Here is a 17267-nt window from a genome sequence, read left to right on the forward strand (position 1 = left end):
CTGAGTTGCGGTGCATCTTATTGTTTTATTGCCGCATAAGTGAACAATCAATGAGCAATAAATATAACAAACACAGTTGCTTTTTAGAAGCAAGCCAGCGGTGACAAGGCACGTATTCACCAAAGTCTGAAGCCTGATAGCACAAGGTGCTTAGCCTGCTAACGGCCCGCGCTGCCTGCCGCATAACGACCCGCGGGTTATGCGGTCGCGGCGGGTGACGCGGGCAACCGTTGTTTCAGTATCATTACCAGCACCACGTTAAAGATTGCTAACGCGCAAAGCAACCACAGTGTTGCTGAAGCGCCCATCCTTTCAAACACATACCCGCCGATCAACGGCGTCAGCGCCTGTCCCATCAGTGCCGGACGCGCCATCCGGCCGACCACAATGGCATAGGACTCTGGTTTGACCATCGCCAGCGGTAAAGTTCCGCGCACAATGGCACGTAAACCATTACCGGCACCATAAAGCACCATGCTCAGCAGCGCCATCTGCGGCGCCAGCGCCAGTAACAACAAGCCCAGCGCCACCAGCCCGACCGAAAATAAGGTGGTACGGATCGGATGACTGCGTTTAAAGGCGATATCCACTATTCGCGCCCCCACCTGGCACGGACCCAGCACCGCGCTGATCGCCAGCGCTGAGGTGAGCGTATGGCCGCTGGCCTGCAACAGGGCGATCAGCTGCACCGAAATGGCGGTCATGATTACCGAGGCCAGGGTGAAAATGGCGCACAGCAGCCAGAAGATGGCAGGCGCAATCTCCGCATGGGTGGTGACCGGGTTACGCGCTTTAACCGGCCTGATCGTCTGGCTCGCCGGTAAGGCAAAGAGATAAGCGGGCAGCACGCAGAGCGTCAACAGCGCAGCAATCGCCAGACAGGCGCCCCGCCATCCCAGCGCGTGAATCAACAGCGCGGTACCCGGCCAGACCAGCGTGGTGCAGAAGCCGGAAATCAGGGTGATGCCGGTAATCGCCGCTCGCGCCTGTCCGCCGTAACAGGTACCCAGCGTGGCAAACAGCGCATCATACAGCCCCATTGCCATCCCGATGCCGATAATCACCCAGGCGAACAGCAACAGCGGCAGTTGATAGCTGAAGGCCATTATCACCAGACCCAGCGCCATGACGATGCCACTCATCGCCAGCAGCAGCCGGCCACCGGTGCGGGCAATAATCCGGCCACTGAGCGGTGCCAGCAGTCCCGACACCAGAATACCGGTCGAGAGCGCGCCATAAATCCACTGCTGTGACCAGCCGGTTTCCGCCGCGATCGGGGTTGCCATCACCGCCATCAGGTAGAACGATCCGCCCCACGACAGGATCTGTACCCAGCCGAGCGTGATAATGGCGGCGACGCCGGGTTTGTTAGTCTGGTTCACATCAGCTATCCGTTAGCGAGCAAACCATTTTTATAACATGTTCTGAGATAAGGAAAAATGCACGCCGCCTTTTCACCCTGCTTTCGCCCGGATGGCTGCACTGGTTTGAGTGGTTATCCTTATAGTATGTTGTAACTAGTATCGCTATTGCGTCCACCGTGCGCTTCTGCCACATTATGAACGTTGTAACTATGGAGGCCCGGAATGGCGCGCTACGATTTAGTGTCAGATATGCATCAATGCGTAAACGATTTAGAACAGGCGCTGGGCCAGTTGCGCCAGCAGATTGAGGCACAGCCGTTGCTGATCGCCCGCGTGTTCAGCCTGCCGCCGATTGTCAAAGGCCGCGAGCATGAAGCGATTACCCAAATCACCGTTGAGCAGCAGCTGGGACAACAGGCCTTAGAGCTGGCACTGAACCACTACTGCCGGCTGTTTATGCAGCACCAGTCAGAGCAGCTCAGCACCAAGGCGGCGGTCCGGCTGCCGGGCGCGCTGTGCATTGAGTGTGATGAGCCGCGAGAAGCGGAGATCCGCGCCCAGGTCGATCGCATCAATCAGCTTAAAGCGCAACTGGAGCAGCTGATTACGGTCGACTCCGGCCTGCCCAGCGAGGCACGCTTCGAATTTGTCCATCAGCACCTGCGCGGGCTGATTACGCTTAATGCCTATCGCACCATCACCCTGCTCAGCGCACCGGACAGCCTGCGTTTCGGCTGGGCGAATAAGCACATCATCAAAAATATGAAGCGCGAAGAGGTGATTGCCCAGCTGGAAAAAAGCCTGAAAGCCGGACGGGCTCAGGCGCCGTGGTCACGCGAACAGTGGGCAGAAAAGGTGCAGGAGGAGTTAGCCAGCGTGCGCGCCCTGCCCGCCTCGGCCCGGCTGAAAATCAAGCGACCGGTCAAAGTGCAGCCGGTGGCGCGCGTCTGGCGTGCTGACCAGAAAAAGCAGACGCAGCTGGCCTGCCCGTCGCCGATTCTGGTGATCTGCCGCGACCGCAGCCAGGTGCCGGTATTGGGTGAACTGCTCAATTACGATGCCGATAACATTACCTATCGCCATAAGCCTGCCGCCGAGCCGCTCAACCTGCTGATCCCACGGCTGCATCTGTGGGTCGACTGCCCGATTTAAGCCATAAAAAAAAGGCCAGCGTCGGCTGGCCTCCGTCACCGCAGATCTTTTACGACTTCATGCTGCCGACCATCTCTTCCGGACGTACCCAGGCATCAAACTGTTCTTCCGTCAGATAGCCCAGCTTCAGCGCCGCGCCTTTCAGCGTCAGCCCCTCTTTATGGGCTTTCTTGGCGATTTCGGCCGCTTTGTCATAACCGATATGGGTATTCAGCGCCGTCACCAGCATCAGCGACTCATTCAGTAACTGCTCAATACGCTCGCGCACCGGCTCAATGCCAATCGCGCAGTGGTGATTGAAGCTGTCCATGCCGTCCGCCAGCAGACGAATCGACTGCAGGAAGTTATGGATCACCATCGGGCGGAACACGTTGAGTTCGAAGTTACCGGATGCGCCGCCCATGTTGATCGCCACGTCATTGCCCATTACCTGACAGCACAGCATGGTCATCGCTTCACACTGGGTCGGGTTCACTTTCCCCGGCATGATCGAGCTGCCTGGTTCGTTTTCCGGAATGGCGATCTCACCAATTCCGCAACGCGGACCGGAAGAGAGCCAGCGCACATCGTTGGCGATTTTCATCAGCGAGGCGGCCAGCCCTTTCAGCGCGCCGTGAGCGTGAACCAGCGCATCACAGGTTGCCAGCGCTTCGAACTTATTGGGTGCGGTGACGAACGGCTGCTGCGTCAGATCGGCCAGCGCCTTCGCCACCCGTACTGCATATTCCGGATGGGTGTTGAGGCCGGTGCCGACGGCGGTGCCGCCCAGCGCCAGCTCCGCCACGTGCGGGATGCTCTGCTCGATGTGCTTCAGATTATGTTCAAGCATCGCGACCCAGCCGGAGATCTCCTGGCCAAGGGTCAGCGGCGTGGCGTCCTGCAGATGGGTACGGCCAATTTTGACAATATCTTTGAAGGCTTCTGACTTCTCGCTCAGGGTTTTCTTTAACACCTGAATCTGCGGGATCAGCTGTTCACGCAGGGCGATCACCGCCGCAACGTGCATCGCGGTCGGGAAGACGTCGTTGGAGCTCTGGCTCTTGTTCACATCATCATTGGGATGGACCAGGCGCGACATACCGCGCTCGCCACCCAGAATTTCACTGGCGCGGTTGGCCAGCACTTCGTTCATGTTCATGTTGGTCTGGGTACCGGAACCGGTCTGCCAGATGGCTAACGGAAACTCGTCGCTGTGCTTATCCGCCAGCACTTCGTCCGCCGCATTGATGATCGCCTCTGCGCGCTCAGCGGGCAGCAGCCCAAGATCGCGGTTAACCGCCGCGGCGGCGCGTTTGGTCAGCGCCAGCGCGTGAACCAGTGCGGTGGGCATTTTTTCGGTTGAGATGCGAAAATGTTCCAGCGAGCGCTGCGTCTGCGCGCCCCACAGTTTATCAGCCGGTACATCAATCGGGCCCATTGAATCTTTCTCAATGCGGTTGCCTGCCATGAATAGGTCTCCTTCGCTCTGTTTTAGATGAATGACCGCCCGATGCATCGTCCTGTGGGCGACATTCGGGCGGGCAAGATAATGACATACAATAATTTAACATTATGAGAGCTTAGCGTCCTTTTGCGCTTGATATGTATTTTCCCTGGCACTTTCTGCTTTAATAGCGCCAATAACATCCCGTGATAAAGGGTTTAATGATGCAAAAAATGAACAATTCGCTGCAGAATTACGCGTGGGGCAGCAAAACGGCGTTAACTGAACTCTACGGCATTGCCAATCCGCAGGGATTGCCGATGGCGGAGCTGTGGATGGGGGCGCACCCCAAAAGTCCGTCAACCGTTGACGACCACGGCACGCCGCGTTCGCTGCGCGAGGTGATCGAGGCCAATCCGACCGCAACCCTCGGCGCTGCCGTGGCAGAGCGCTTCGGTGAACTGCCTTTCCTGTTTAAGGTGCTGTGCGCCGATCAGCCGCTGTCGATTCAGGTTCATCCCAGCAAAAGCGCCGCTGAAGCGGGTTTTGCCCGTGAAAATGCCGCCGCCATTCCCCTGACAGCCGCCGAGCGTAACTATAAAGATGCCAACCATAAGCCGGAACTGGTCTATGCCCTGACGCCGTTTCAGGCGATGAACGGCTTCCGCCCGCTGAGTGAGATGGTGTCGCTGCTTCAGCCGGTCGCCGGTGCGCATCCGCAGATTGCCCATTTTTTGCAGCATCCCGATCGGGCTAACCTGGCCACCCTGTTCTCCACCCTGCTGTCGCTGGAGGGTGAGGCAAAATCGCTGGCGCTGGACCTGCTGAAATCGGTGCTTAACGGCCAGCAGGGCGAACCCTGGCAGACCATCAGCACGATCGCGGCGGACTACCCGGACGACAGCGGCCTGTTTTCACCGCTGCTGCTGAACGTGATTACCCTGCAACCGGGCGAAGCGATGTTCCTGTATGCTGAAACGCCACACGCCTACCTGAAAGGCGTGGCGCTGGAAGTGATGGCGAACTCCGATAACGTGCTGCGCGCGGGGCTAACGCCAAAATATATTGATATTCCTGAGCTGATGGCCAACCTCAAATTTGAGGAGAAGCCCGCCAGCGCGCTGCTGACGCAGCCGGAACAGCAGGGTCATAGCCTGAACTTCCCGATTCCGGTCGATGATTTCGCCTTTGCTATTCACACCCTGAGCGCACAGCCGCAGACGCTGAATCAGTCGAGCGCGGCGCTGCTGTTCTGCATTGAGGGCCAGGCGGTGGTGGCGAAAGATCAGCAACAACTGACGCTGCAACCGGGCGAATCCTGCTTTATCGCCGCCAGTGAAGCACCGGTTACGGTCGCCGGAACCGGCCGGCTGGCGCGGGTGTTTAACCAGTTAGGGTGATGCGGCTGACGGACCTGCGGTTAACTGCTATTATTTCAACCTATTAGCATTTAAAACGCCTGCGGGCGTTTTTTCTTCAGTCGTCGGGGTAACCTGCGGCGTAAGCGGACTCAAGGATAAGGACGAATCAGCAATGAAAAAGACCAACGTTGCCGTGGGCGTGATCATCGCGCTGGGCGTAATCTGGACCGGCGCAGCATGGTTCACCGGCAAGCAACTGGAAAGCCACATGGACCAGCTGGTGCAGAATGCCAATACCCAGCTGAATGCTTATGCACCTAACAGTCGACTGAAGATCAGCTATCAGGATTACCAGCGCGGTATCTTCAGCAGCAAAGCTAACCTGGTGATCCAGGCCAGCTCACAGACCGAAGATAACGCCCTGCTGAAACCGGGCCAGAGCGTCATTCTGAATGAAACCATCGATCATGGTCCTTTCCCGTTTGCGCAGCTGAAACACGTCAATCTGATCCCGAGCATGGCGTCGGTGCACACTGAACTGGCAAATACCGATGCGGTGAAGAAGCTGTTTGAGCTGACGCAAAACAAATCGCTGATCAATGCGGATACCCGCATTGGCTACAGTGGTGCCACCGATACCGCACTGCGTATTCTGCCGATCGACTACCAGAACGCGCAAACCGGCGAACGTCTGGCTACCAATGGCGGCACGCTTAACGTCAGCGCCGACCGCAAAGGCGATAAAGTCTCGCTGGACAGCGATGTTGATAGCCTGGCGCTGACCAGCAAAAATGAGATGGGTCAGCCGGTGCTGTTTACCCTTAACGGCCTGAAGCTGAACGGTAATACCCATCTGAGTCCGGAAGGCGTGCGGGTTGGCGATCAGTCAGTGGATATTGAAAAGGTTAATGCCAGCATTAACGGCCAGGATGCCCTGACGCTGCACAAGATGACCGGCAACTCTTCTTTCGATAACAGTGCCGGTAAGATCAGCGGCAATATTGATTATAAGGTCGATAGCGTTCAGCTGCAGAAGCAGGACTTTGGTCAGGCGGCGCTGAAGATGAAGCTGTCGCAGTTTGATGCCCAGGCGGTTAAAGCCTTCTCCGATCGCTATAACGCGCAGATGCAGGATCTGCAGAACCAGAAAGGTCTGGCTGACGATCCGATTCGCTATCAGGCGGGCGTCAATACCATCCTGATGAATAACCTGCCGACGCTGCTGAAAGGCACGCCGTCGATCAGCATCGCGCCGCTGAGCTGGAAGAATGATAAGGGCGAAAGCACCTTCAATCTGACCGCCAATTTTAACGATCCCGCCACCGTCACCGGCGAACCCCAAACCCTGAGCGGCATGGTGGATCGGGTACTGAAAACGCTGGATGCGAAGCTGACCATCAATATGCCGATGGCGACCGAGACCATGCATAAAGTGGGCCTGGCAGAAGGCTATCAGAGCGATGATGCACAGAAGCTGGCCGATCAGCAGGTGAAAGGTCTGGCCGCTATGGGCCAGATGTTCCGCCTGACCCAGCAGCAGGATAACAACATCATCACCAGCCTGCAGTACGCTAACGGCCAGGTAAACATGAACGGCGACAAGATGACGCTGGAACAGTTCATGTCACGCTATATGCTGGGTATGCCGACCAGCGAAGGGATGCCGCAATAATTTTCAGGCAGCCGTAAAAAAGGCGACTCCGGTCGCCTTTTTTTATGCTGAACCGCGGATGATCAGCTGCGGCGGCATGATCACATTCTGCCGCGCAGCGTCCGGTTGCGCCATCCGTTGCAGGATGCGCTCGGCGGCAACGCGACCAATCTCCCGCGCTGAGCTGGTCACCACGGTCAGTGGCGGATCGGTCAGCTCCGCCTGCGGTTCATCGCCAAATCCCATCAGCGCCAGCTGTTGCCCATAGTAACTGTCGACCGCACCGCGGGCGAACGTCCGCCCGGTGCGCAGCAGGCCGAAATAGCATCCCAGCGCCGTCGGGGTGTTGTAGGCCAGCACCGCGGTTAAGCGCGGATGGTGCTGAAACAGCTCAATCGCCGCCTCCGCAGCCTCTTTCTGGCTGTTACCGCACTCAATAATCCACTCCGGCCGGAACGGCAGACCGTACTGCAACAGGGTGGCGCAATAGCCGCCAAGGCGCTCCGCCCGGGTTAACGAGGCGCTGTGGCCGCCCAGCCAGGCGATGCGCTGATGTCCCTGACGAATCAGGTACTCGGTGGCGAGACGCGCAGCCTGTGCGTTATCGGGACGGATCGCATCTACCTCTTCCAGACTACTGGCCCGCGCCGCGCAGACCAGCGCGATCTGCAATTCCCGCGCGCGAGCCACCATCTGGCTGGCTTTATCCGCACCGCCACCCAGCACTACGCCATCAACGCCCTGCGCCACCAGCGACTCAAAGCAGCGCTCCAGATGCTGGCCCTGACGGCCGCTCTGGGTCAGGAACAGCAGTTTGCCCTGTTTTTCCAGCGCGTCGCTCAGCCCTGCGGTCATTTCGGCATAAAACGGCTGGCTGAGATCGCGCACGATCAGGCCTATCACCCCACTTTGCCCGCCGCGCAGCATGGTCGCCGAACGGTTACGGACAAAGCCAAGCTGCTCAATGGTCTGATTAACGCGCGCCATGGTGTCAGCAGAAATCCGCCCTTTGCCGGAGAGCACCAGAGAGACGGTGGTGACCGAAACGCCTGCGGCGGCAGCCACGTCATGGATGGTAATTCTGCTCATGCCATTACTTGTCCGAATAAAACGCCTGGAAAGAAGATAAAACGTTACACCTTAAAGCCCGAAAATAATATCATCCCTGGCCGGGATAGTGTGATTCAGCGCGCATATCAGCGTGGTAAAACGTTTTATCATCGCTGCACTTTATCACTGTGAATCATCATTGCCGGAGAGATCATGCCCGCACCTCGCCAAAAAATGTCCGTCTGGGAGTTTTTCCAGAGCCTGGGGAAAACCTTTATGCTGCCGGTGGCCCTGCTCTCGTTCTGCGGCATCATGCTCGGCATTGGCAGTTCGCTGAGCAGCCATGATGTGCTGACGCTGCTGCCGGTGCTGGATCAGCCGTGGCTGCAATATCTGTTTCTGTGGATGGCGAAACTCGGTTCCTTCGCCTTCAGTTATTTACCGGTGATGTTTGCCATTGCGATCCCGCTGGGGATGGCGCGCGACAATAAAGGCGTGGCGGCGTTTGCCGGTTTCGTCGGCTATGCGGTGCTCAATCTTAGTATCAACTTCTGGCTCAATGTGAATGGCATTCTGCCGACCACCGATGCCGCGGTGCTGAAAGCCAACAACGTCCAGTCGATACTCGGTATCCCGTCGATCGATACCGGCATTCTGGGTGCGGTGATTGTCGGTATCGTGGTGTTCTGGCTGCACGAGCGCTTTCACAATATCCGGCTGCCGGATGCGCTGGCCTTCTTTGGCGGCACCCGCTTTGTGCCGATCATCACCACGCTGGTGATTGGTATGCTGGGACTGGTAGTGCCGTTGATCTGGCCTTTCTTCGCTCGCGGCATTACCGGACTGGGCTGGATGATCAACAGCGCCGGCGACTTCGGTCCGATGATCTTTGGTACCGGCGAACGCCTGCTGCTGCCGTTTGGCCTGCAGCATATTCTGGTGGCGATCATGCGCTTTACCGATGCGGGCGGCACGCTTGAGGTGTGCGGCAAAAGCGTCAGCGGCGCCCTGACAATTTTCCAGGCGCAGCTGGCCTGTCCGGAAACCCACGGTTTTGCTGAAAGCGCCACCCGCTTCCTGTCGCAGGGCAAAATGCCGGCCTTCCTCGGTGGCCTGCCGGGTGCTGCGCTGGCGATCTATCACTGCGCCCGTCCGGAAAATCGACACAAAATTAAAGGCCTGTTGATTTCCGGCGTGGTGGCCTGTGTGGTGGGCGGCACCACCGAACCGATCGAGTTCCTGTTTTTATTCGTCGCGCCGTTCCTCTATCTGATCCATGCGCTGTTGACCGGCGTTGGCTTTAGCCTGATGGCTATTCTCGGCGTCACCATCGGTAACACCGACGGCAATATCATCGACTTCGTGGTGTTTGGCGTGCTGCACGGCCTGTCAACTAAGTGGTACTGGGTGCCGGTAGTCGCAGCAATCTGGTTTGTGGGTTACTACCTGATTTTCCGTTTCGCGATTCTGCACTTCAATATCAAAACGCCGGGACGCGAAGTGGAGAGTGCCAGCGCGCTGGCGCAGCAGGTCAGCAATGCCGGTAAAGGCAAGTCGGGCTATAACTCACCGGCTATTCTGTCCGCACTGGGCGGCGTGGAGAATATCACTTCGCTGGATAACTGCCTGACGCGCCTGCGCCTGACCATTGCCGACATGAGTAAAGTGGACGATGCGGCCCTGAAAGCCAACGGTGCCATTGGCGTGGTACACCTTAATCAGACCAGCCTGCAGGTGGTGATCGGCCCGCAGGTGCAGTCGGTGAAAGATGAACTGTCGACGCTGATGAACGTCACCGCTTAACGCACCGGGAGCTGATATGTTTAATTTTGATGAGGTGGTCGATCGCCGTGGCAGCTGGTCTACCCAGTGGGATTTTGTTGCCGATCGCTTTGGCGTGCCCGATCTGCTGCCGTTCACCATTTCCGATATGGATTTCAGAACCGCCCCGGTGGTGTTACAGGCGCTGGCCCAGCGCCTGGAGCATGGCGTTTTCGGATACAGCCGCTGGCAGCATGATGATTTCCTGGCCGCCTGCTGTCACTGGATGGCCAGCCGTTTTGATTATCAGCCGCAGCCGGAGACGCTGGTGTATGGACCCTCGGTGATCTACATGGTGGCGCAGATGATCCGTCACTGGAGTGAGGTGGATGATGAAGTGGTCATCCATACGCCCGCCTACGATGCCTTTTATAAAACGGTGCGCGGTAACCAGCGCCAGGTGCTGGAGATGCCGCTGCAGCGGACAGCCGAAGGCTGGCAATGTGATATGACGGCGCTGGAAGCGCGGCTGGCGCGTCCGCGCTGCAAAATCCTGTTGCTGTGCAGCCCGCACAATCCCACCGGCAAAGTCTGGACGGCAGATGAGTTGCAGCAGATGGCTGAACTCTGCGAGCGTTATCAGGTGCGGGTGATCAGCGATGAAATCCATATGGATATGGTGATGGCTGACCAGCCTCATACGCCGTGGGCCCGCGTGGCGCGTGGCGACTGGGCGCTGTTTACCTCGGCATCGAAAAGTTTCAACCTGCCGGGCCTGACCGGTGCCTGGGGCATCATCCCGAATGCTGCTGACCGGGCGGCCTGGTTCCAGGCGCTGAAAAATGCCGATGGGCTCTCCTCACCGGCGGTGCTTGCCGTCGCCGCACACATCGCCGCCTACCGGCACGGCGCGCCGTGGCTCGATGCGCTGTGCGACTACTTATCAGGCAACCTGACCTGGGTTGCCGATCGGCTTAACGCCGCGTTTCCGCAACTTAACTGGCAGCCGCCGCAGGCCACCTATCTCGCCTGGATCGATCTTAATCCGCTTGGTATTGGCGAAGAGGCGCTGCAGCAGGCGCTGATCCAGCAACGCGTGGCGATTATGCCCGGCTCAACCTACGGCAGCGCCGGCCAGGGGTTCTTGCGTCTCAACGTGGGCTGTCCACGCAGCAAGGTGGAAGATGGCGTCAGCCGCTTGATTGCCGCCCTTCACGCCTTATCTGCCTGAAATAAACCGGCCAGGCGGCGATCGCTGGCCGGTTATGGGTAATTAACCAGCATCCACGTCAGTTGTTGCGCAAATTGCTGGCGCTGTTGCGCAAGATATTTTTATAATGTTATGCACTTTAGTTACCACTGAGCGAGTGCACCATGATCGATACCACGATTCCTCTTACCGATATTCACCGCCACCTCGACGGCAACATCCGTGCACAAACCATTCTTGATTTAGGTCGCCAGTTTAATCTCGCCCTGCCCGCTACCACGCTGGAGACACTGCGTCCGCATGTGCAGGTGGGCGACAATGAGCCTGACCTGGTGAGCTTTCTGCAGAAACTCGACTGGGGCGTGAAGGTGCTGGGCGATCTCGATGCCTGCCGCCGTATTGCGCAGGAAAATGTTGAAGATGCCGCGCGTGCCGGCATTCACTATGCGGAACTGCGTTTCTCGCCGGGCTACATGGCAATGAGCCACCATCTGCCGATCGCTGGCGTGGTCGAAGCGGTGATTGAGGGCGTCAGAGCCGGTTGCCAGCAGCACAATATTGATGTACGGCTGATCGGCATCATGAGCCGCACCTTCGGCGAAGAGGCCTGCCTGGCCGAACTGGATGGCCTGCTGGCTCATCGCGATCACATCACCGCCGTCGATCTGGCGGGCGATGAACTGGGTTTCCCCGGCAGCGAGTTCCTCAGCCATTTTACCCAGGCGCGCGATGCCGGTTTCCGGGTGACGGTACACGCCGGTGAAGCGGCCGGTCCGGAGAGCATCTGGCAGGCGATTCGTGAACTGGGTGCAGAGCGTATCGGCCACGGCGTGAAGGCGATTGAAGATCGTGCGCTGATGGATTTCCTGGCGGAGCACCACATCGGGATTGAATCCTGCCTGACCTCCAACATTCAGACCAGCACCGTGGCGTCACTGGCGCAGCATCCGCTGAAGGCCTTCCTTGAGCACGGCATTCTGGCCACCCTGAACACCGACGATCCGGCCGTTCAGGGCATTGAGCTGGCGCATGAGTACCACCATGCCGCCCCTGCGGCGGGCCTGAGCGCGGCGCAGATCCGCCAGGCGCAGGAAAATGGCCTCACCATCGCGTTTCTCAGCGACGCCGAGAGAGCCGCGATTCGCGCCCGCGTGCAGTAATTCTGTCGCGTCAGCGAAAAAAAACGGGCCGGATAACCGGCCCGTCACTCTGCTGCTCCAACTCACTCAGGGCAATTCTGACAGCCACGCATATGCCTGACGCGCAGGGAACACGGTCAAAATAGGAAGGCGTCCCGCGCCAGGACGGCACGGGCCGAGCATGCCATGGATGGCGGCTTTTGCGTCTTTCCGATCTGACCGTGTTCCCTTCGCAGGTTCGAACTCCCCGCTAAAACAGCAAACATAACGGGCCGGATATCCGGCCCGTTTCGCTTTTTTACTTATTGCGTTTAGCTCTGACCCATTAAACGCGCTTCAGCGACAGCGTCTGGCGTTTCTCAGCGGATTGCAGACCCAGCTCGATGAGTTCCATCACCTGAATCGCCTCTTCTGCCGTCACCGGATTACTGCCGCGACCGGCAATCGCATCACGGATGCCGGCATAGTAAGCCGGATAGTTACCCGGTTGCGTCAGCTGGCTGCTTTCCTTCAGTGAATCACCGTCAACCAGCGTCAGAGTGCCATCGCGCATGTCGTAGCCCCAATCCTCTTTCGGCGGGAAATCCCCGGATTTCAGGCGATCTTCCTGCGGGTCGAGACCATATTTGACGTAGCTGCCGCGCGTGCCGTGAACGGTATAACGCGGCGACTCGGCTGCCACCAGCATGCTGGCGTGCAGCACCACGCGGCGCTGCGGATAGGTCAGCGTGGCGTGGAAGTAGTCGGTGGTTTGCGCGCCCGGACGCATCTCGGCCAGATCGACATTGATCGCCACCGGCGGGCCAAACAGCTGCAGCGCCTGGTCCAGCAGATGCGGCCCAAGGTCATACCAGATGCCGCTGCCGGCGCCTTTCATTTCACGCCAGCGATTACGCACTTCCAGCCGGAAACGGTCAAAGTGCGACTCAAAGTAGCGGACTTCACCCAGCGTACCGGCCTCTATCAGCGATTTCAGCGTCAGGAAGTCACTGTCCCAGCGGCGGTTATGGAACACCGATAGCAGCAGCCCTTTGGCTTTGGCTAACGCATCCAGCTCGCGTGCCTGTGACAACGTCACGGTAAAGGGCTTATCGACCACCACATGCTTACCGGCATTCAGCGCCGCTTTTGCCAGCGGAAAGTGAGTGTCGTTGGGGGTCGGGATAACGATTAAGTGCAGAGAGGGGTCGTCCAGCAGCGCCTGCGGATCGGCCACTACCTGAACGGCAGGCCAGTCGGCGTGGACTTTACTGGCATCGCTACTGGAAATCGCGGCCAGCTCAACGTCCGGGGTGCCCGCAATCAGCGGGGCGTGAAATGTTTTGCTGGCAAAACCGTAACCGATTAGACCAACACGCAATTTATCGCTCATTTTAATTCCTCTTAGCGCCTTACCCATCAGGCGTAATTGTTGCAGTCAGTCTGGACCGGGACAGCGCGGAATAACCGGAGCGTACTGGAAGTACGTGAGAATGGTGAGCACTGCCCGGGTTCAGAATGACAAATAATATTGCCTGACTGGCCAGGCGCTTAGTTGCTAACCTGATTGATTTAAGACTATTAACCAGGCCAGGACAAGGAGGAATATCCCGAAAAAACTAAGAGATAGCACTCTGGGTCATCGGCCAGGCGGTCTGCGCGGCCAGGTTGTCATGGGCGTCCTGATTGCGGCGACGGAAGTCACTGGGGCTGACACCGACCCGCTTACGAAACACGCGGGAAAAGTAGAGCTGATCGTCATAGCCTACTTCCCGTCCCACCGTTGCAATCGGTTCCTGGGTGGTTTGCAGCAGCAGTTTGGCGCGGATCACTCGCTGATCTTCGCGCCAGCGCAGCAGATTCACCCCCATCTGCTCGCGGAACAGATGCGCCAGCCGTGACGGTGACAGACAGACATGGCGCGCCACCTCTTCAATTTTCACTTCGCTGGCCAGATGATTAGTGACGTACTGACAGGCTTCGATCACCCGTGGATCACGGATTAACTGATGACTGCGCGGATCTTCTTCCACCGCCCGCAGCAACAGCCGCTCCAGCAGGTTCATCGCCAGCTCTTCGGCAAAGCGGCGGCCGGAGTTATGGGTCTGTTCGATGCTGGCAAACAGCCGGTCAAACTCGCCACGCAGCGACTCCGGCAGCAGCAGACGGCCAACGCCCTCCTGCTCATCCTGCCAGCGCAGCCAGTCGTGCCAGTAAGCGCGCGGACGGAAATAGACCCAGCGATGAAACCACTGCGGGCTGTCGGGCGCGCGGCCATAGTAGTGTGCGGTTTTCGGCTGAAACAGCAGCATTTCGCCCGGCTCGCAGTCAAACGCCCGCTCGCCGTCAAATACCCGTCCTTTGCCTTTAATGGTGAGATTAAGGATGTAACCCTTCATGCCGTGCGGACGATCGATAAAAAAGTCCAGCGGACCGTCGGCGGTAATCGGCGTCAGCCCGGCTACCAGCCAGGCATTGAATGAATAACCCGGCAGCAAGGGGTTTTGCTGCCCGGCCGGGGATTCACGGTGATACATAGTGTCCTCACTCAGTCTGTCATTGATCGAATCACCCGCAGACGCGTGCGGCGTCTGCGGGTTAACGGCTGGCCAAATCAGGCTTTATGTTTCTGTTTGTAGCGGTCAAATATCACCGCCGCTAACAGTATCAGACCGCGCACCACATACTGTGAGAATGGCGAGATATTCAATAAATTCATCGCATTCTCAACGGTACCGAGAATCAGCACCCCGGCCACCACATAGGAAATTTTACCGATGCCGCCCTTGAGCGAGACGCCACCCAGCACGCAGGCGGAAATCACCACCAGTTCATAACCCAGCGAGGTCATTGGCTGCCCGCTGGTCATGCGTGAGGCCAGAATGATGCCCGCCGCCGCAGAAACCAGACCGGAGAGGATGAAGATGATGATGCGGGTACGCACCACCGGCACACCGGCCAGTCGCGCCGCTTCTTCGTTGCCGCCAATGGCCAGCGTGTTGCGGCCAAAAGTGGTTTTGTTCAGCAAAAAGCCGAAGATCAGCATGGTGGCGATGGTCAGCCAGATGGGTGCAGGCACGCCCAGCCAGTTGGCAAAGCCCAGCGCGAAAAAGCGCTCATCTTCGATACCAACCGCTTTGCCGTCAGAGAAGATGTAGGCCAGACCGCGCACGATCTGCATGGTCGCCAGGGTGGTGATCAACGCATTGATCTTCAGCCGGGCAATCACAAAGCCGTTGATAAAGCCGGTCAGCATACCCAGCACCAGGCCGGCGGCGACGCCGATCCACAGGCTTTCGGTCATGTTGATCACCACCGCCGTGACGACGCCGGCACAGGCAATCACCGACGCCACCGACAGGTCAAAATCGCCGGACGCCAGGCAGAACAGCATGCCGCAGGCGACCATGCCGGACATCGACATCGCCAGACCGAGGCCTTTCATATTGATAAAGGAACCAAAGTTCGGCACAAACACCGCACAGGCAATAAACAGCAGCGCAAACACCACCAGCATGCCGAAATTGTCCCAGATGCGACCAAACTGCAGGCCGCTGCGTGAGGCTGGCGGCGGCGTATTTGAGGTCGTGGATGAAGCCATGTTGCTCTCCTGTCAGGCCACGGCGGCCGCTTGTGTGGTTTTTGGCATTGCCAGGCTCAGCGTCTGCTGCTCCGTGGCGTCGTCATGCAGCACTTCACCGGCAATCGCCCCTTCACGCATCACCACGATGCGATCGGCAAGCCCCATCACTTCCGGCAGATCGCTGGAGGCGAACAGCACGGCGATACCGTCGCTGGCCAGTTGGTAAATCAGGTTATAAATTTCGTGTTTTGCGCCAACATCAATGCCGCGCGTCGGCTCATCCAGCAGGATCACCTTCATCTCTTCGGATAACCAGCGGCCGAGAATCGCCTTCTGCTGGTTGCCGCCGGAGAGGTTCATGATCAGCTGCTCTGCGCCTGGCGTTTTGATGTTGAGCGAACGGATGTGGCTGTCGGCGTTGCGGCTTTCCCAGTCGTTTTTGATCAGGCAGCCCGCGGTCAGGTTGTGACGCCGGGCGCTGATGTTGATGTTGTCGCGCACCGAGTGGACCGGAATAATGCCTTCGGCTTTCCGATCTTCCGGGCAGAGCATAATACCGGCGCGGATAGCGTCGATCGGCTCGCGCAGCGTCAGCGGTTTACCGTCCAGCAATACCCGGCCGCTGCGCAGGCGCGTGCCGCCGAACAGCCCTTTCAGCAGTTCGCTGCGACCGGCACCGACCAGACCAAACAGCCCGACAATCTCACCCGCGTGGACCTTGAGCGAAATCGGCGTACGGACGCCCTTCGCTTCCACCTGGTCCAGCTCAAGGCGCACAGCCCCTTTTTCACGCGGCGTATAACCGTAGATATCACCGAGGTTGCGGCCCACCATCGCCTGCACCAGGTCGTCATGATGGGTATTTGCCATGTCGGTAAAGGTCCGGACATAGCGGCCATCTTTAAATACCGTGATGGCGTCGCTTAGGGCAAAAATCTCCTCCATCCGGTGTGATACATACAGCACCACCCGGCCTTCCTGACGAAGCTGGCGGATGACGCGGAACAGGTTGTCGATTTCGCGCGCCGACAGCGAACTGGTCGGTTCATCAAAGGCGATAATGCGCGCGTTACGCGCCAGCGCTTTGGCGATCTCCACCATCTGCCACTGACCCAGCGACAGGTATTTCAGCGGCATATCGGGATCGATATCCATGCCGAGGTTTTTCAGTTGCAGGCCAGCTTCATAACGCATCAGCTTACGGTTGACCAGCCCATGTTTGTGCGGGATCTGACCGAGGTAGATGTTCTCCGCCACGCTCATTTCCGGCACCAGATGCAGCTCCTGGTAAATAATGGCCACGCCCGCGTCCAGCGCATCGGTCGTACGCTGAAAGCTCATCGGCTGGCCTTTAATCCGGATCTCACCGCCGCTGGGCTGATAGCTGCCGCTGAGAATTTTCAGCAGCGTCGATTTGCCCGCCCCGTTTTCGCCCATTAAGGCGTGGACTTCACCGCTGCGGCAGTCGAACGAGATATCCTGCAGCGCTTTCACGCCAGGAAAGGTTTTACTGATGCCATGAAACGACAGAAAAGCTGAATCAGTGTTCATGTTTATCCTCACTCTTTCGCGCCGCAGGCAGGCCAGCGGCGCG

Annotated in this window: 13 protein-coding genes; 6 read left to right on the forward strand and 7 right to left on the reverse strand. The window is 58.3% G+C overall.

What is annotated here, in order from left to right:
- Positions 1 to 197 precede the first annotated feature (197 nt).
- On the reverse strand, positions 198 to 1382 hold the full coding sequence (locus LZU96_RS10955) for an MFS transporter (RefSeq protein ID WP_233984385.1): 1185 nt from the start codon (positions 1380 to 1382) through the stop codon (positions 198 to 200).
- Between the two features lie 204 nt (positions 1383 to 1586).
- Between LZU96_RS10955 and tus the strand changes: the two genes are divergently transcribed.
- Positions 1587 to 2516 carry a DNA replication terminus site-binding protein gene (tus, locus tag LZU96_RS10960; RefSeq protein ID WP_233984386.1) on the forward strand — a complete coding sequence of 310 codons (930 nt, stop codon included), beginning with the start codon at positions 1587 to 1589 and terminating at the stop codon, positions 2514 to 2516.
- Positions 2517 to 2565: 49 nt separating this feature from the next.
- On the opposite strand, the gene fumC is transcribed toward tus, so the two are convergent.
- Positions 2566 to 3963 (reverse strand): class II fumarate hydratase, encoded by a 1398-nt coding sequence (gene fumC, locus LZU96_RS10965; RefSeq protein WP_233984387.1) that lies wholly within the window; start codon positions 3961 to 3963, stop codon positions 2566 to 2568.
- Positions 3964 to 4163: 200 nt separating this feature from the next.
- On the opposite strand from fumC, the gene manA reads away from it, so the two are divergent.
- Both manA and LZU96_RS10975 read left to right on the forward strand, forming a co-directional pair.
- Positions 4164 to 5339: a mannose-6-phosphate isomerase gene (manA, locus tag LZU96_RS10970; protein ID WP_233988179.1), complete on the forward strand. Its 1176-nt coding sequence runs from the start codon at positions 4164 to 4166 to the stop codon at positions 5337 to 5339.
- Positions 5340 to 5472: 133 nt separating this feature from the next.
- Positions 5473 to 6972 (forward strand): YdgA family protein, encoded by a 1500-nt coding sequence (locus tag LZU96_RS10975; RefSeq protein ID WP_233984388.1) that lies wholly within the window; start codon positions 5473 to 5475, stop codon positions 6970 to 6972.
- 42 nt (positions 6973 to 7014) lie between these two features.
- On the opposite strand, the gene malI is transcribed toward LZU96_RS10975, so the two are convergent.
- A complete protein-coding gene (malI, locus tag LZU96_RS10980; RefSeq protein WP_233984389.1) occupies positions 7015 to 8040 on the reverse strand; it encodes a Mal regulon transcriptional regulator MalI in 1026 nt (341 codons plus the stop codon).
- Positions 8041 to 8214: 174 nt separating this feature from the next.
- Between malI and malX the strand changes: the two genes are divergently transcribed.
- The 3 genes from malX (at position 8215) to add (ending at position 12132) form a co-directional block, all read left to right on the forward strand.
- Positions 8215 to 9804: a maltose/glucose-specific PTS transporter subunit IIBC gene (gene malX, locus LZU96_RS10985; RefSeq protein WP_233984390.1), complete on the forward strand. Its 1590-nt coding sequence runs from the start codon at positions 8215 to 8217 to the stop codon at positions 9802 to 9804.
- 16 nt (positions 9805 to 9820) lie between these two features.
- Positions 9821 to 10993 (forward strand): MalY/PatB family protein, encoded by a 1173-nt coding sequence (locus tag LZU96_RS10990; RefSeq protein WP_233984391.1) that lies wholly within the window; start codon positions 9821 to 9823, stop codon positions 10991 to 10993.
- Positions 10994 to 11136: 143 nt separating this feature from the next.
- Positions 11137 to 12132, forward strand: a complete 996-nt coding sequence (add, locus tag LZU96_RS10995; protein WP_233984392.1) for an adenosine deaminase — start codon at positions 11137 to 11139, stop codon at positions 12130 to 12132.
- Positions 12133 to 12436: 304 nt separating this feature from the next.
- Here add and LZU96_RS11000 read toward each other — a convergent pair whose 3' ends face one another.
- The 4 genes from LZU96_RS11000 to araG form a co-directional block, all read right to left on the reverse strand.
- A complete protein-coding gene (locus LZU96_RS11000) occupies positions 12437 to 13483 on the reverse strand; it encodes an oxidoreductase (RefSeq protein ID WP_233984393.1) in 1047 nt (348 codons plus the stop codon).
- Positions 13484 to 13709: 226 nt separating this feature from the next.
- Entirely contained in the window at positions 13710 to 14627 is a 918-nt protein-coding gene (gene araC / locus LZU96_RS11005; RefSeq protein WP_094121553.1) for an arabinose operon transcriptional regulator AraC, read from the reverse strand.
- Positions 14628 to 14704: 77 nt separating this feature from the next.
- On the reverse strand, positions 14705 to 15691 hold the full coding sequence (gene araH / locus LZU96_RS11010; RefSeq protein ID WP_031377613.1) for an L-arabinose ABC transporter permease AraH: 987 nt from the start codon (positions 15689 to 15691) through the stop codon (positions 14705 to 14707).
- Between the two features lie 12 nt (positions 15692 to 15703).
- Entirely contained in the window at positions 15704 to 17224 is a 1521-nt protein-coding gene (gene araG, locus LZU96_RS11015) for an L-arabinose ABC transporter ATP-binding protein AraG (protein WP_233984394.1), read from the reverse strand.
- Positions 17225 to 17267: the final 43 nt, after the last annotated feature.

Source organism: Pantoea agglomerans, from assembly GCF_021397715.1.
In the GTDB taxonomy this organism is placed as follows: domain Bacteria; phylum Pseudomonadota; class Gammaproteobacteria; order Enterobacterales; family Enterobacteriaceae; genus Pantoea; species Pantoea astica.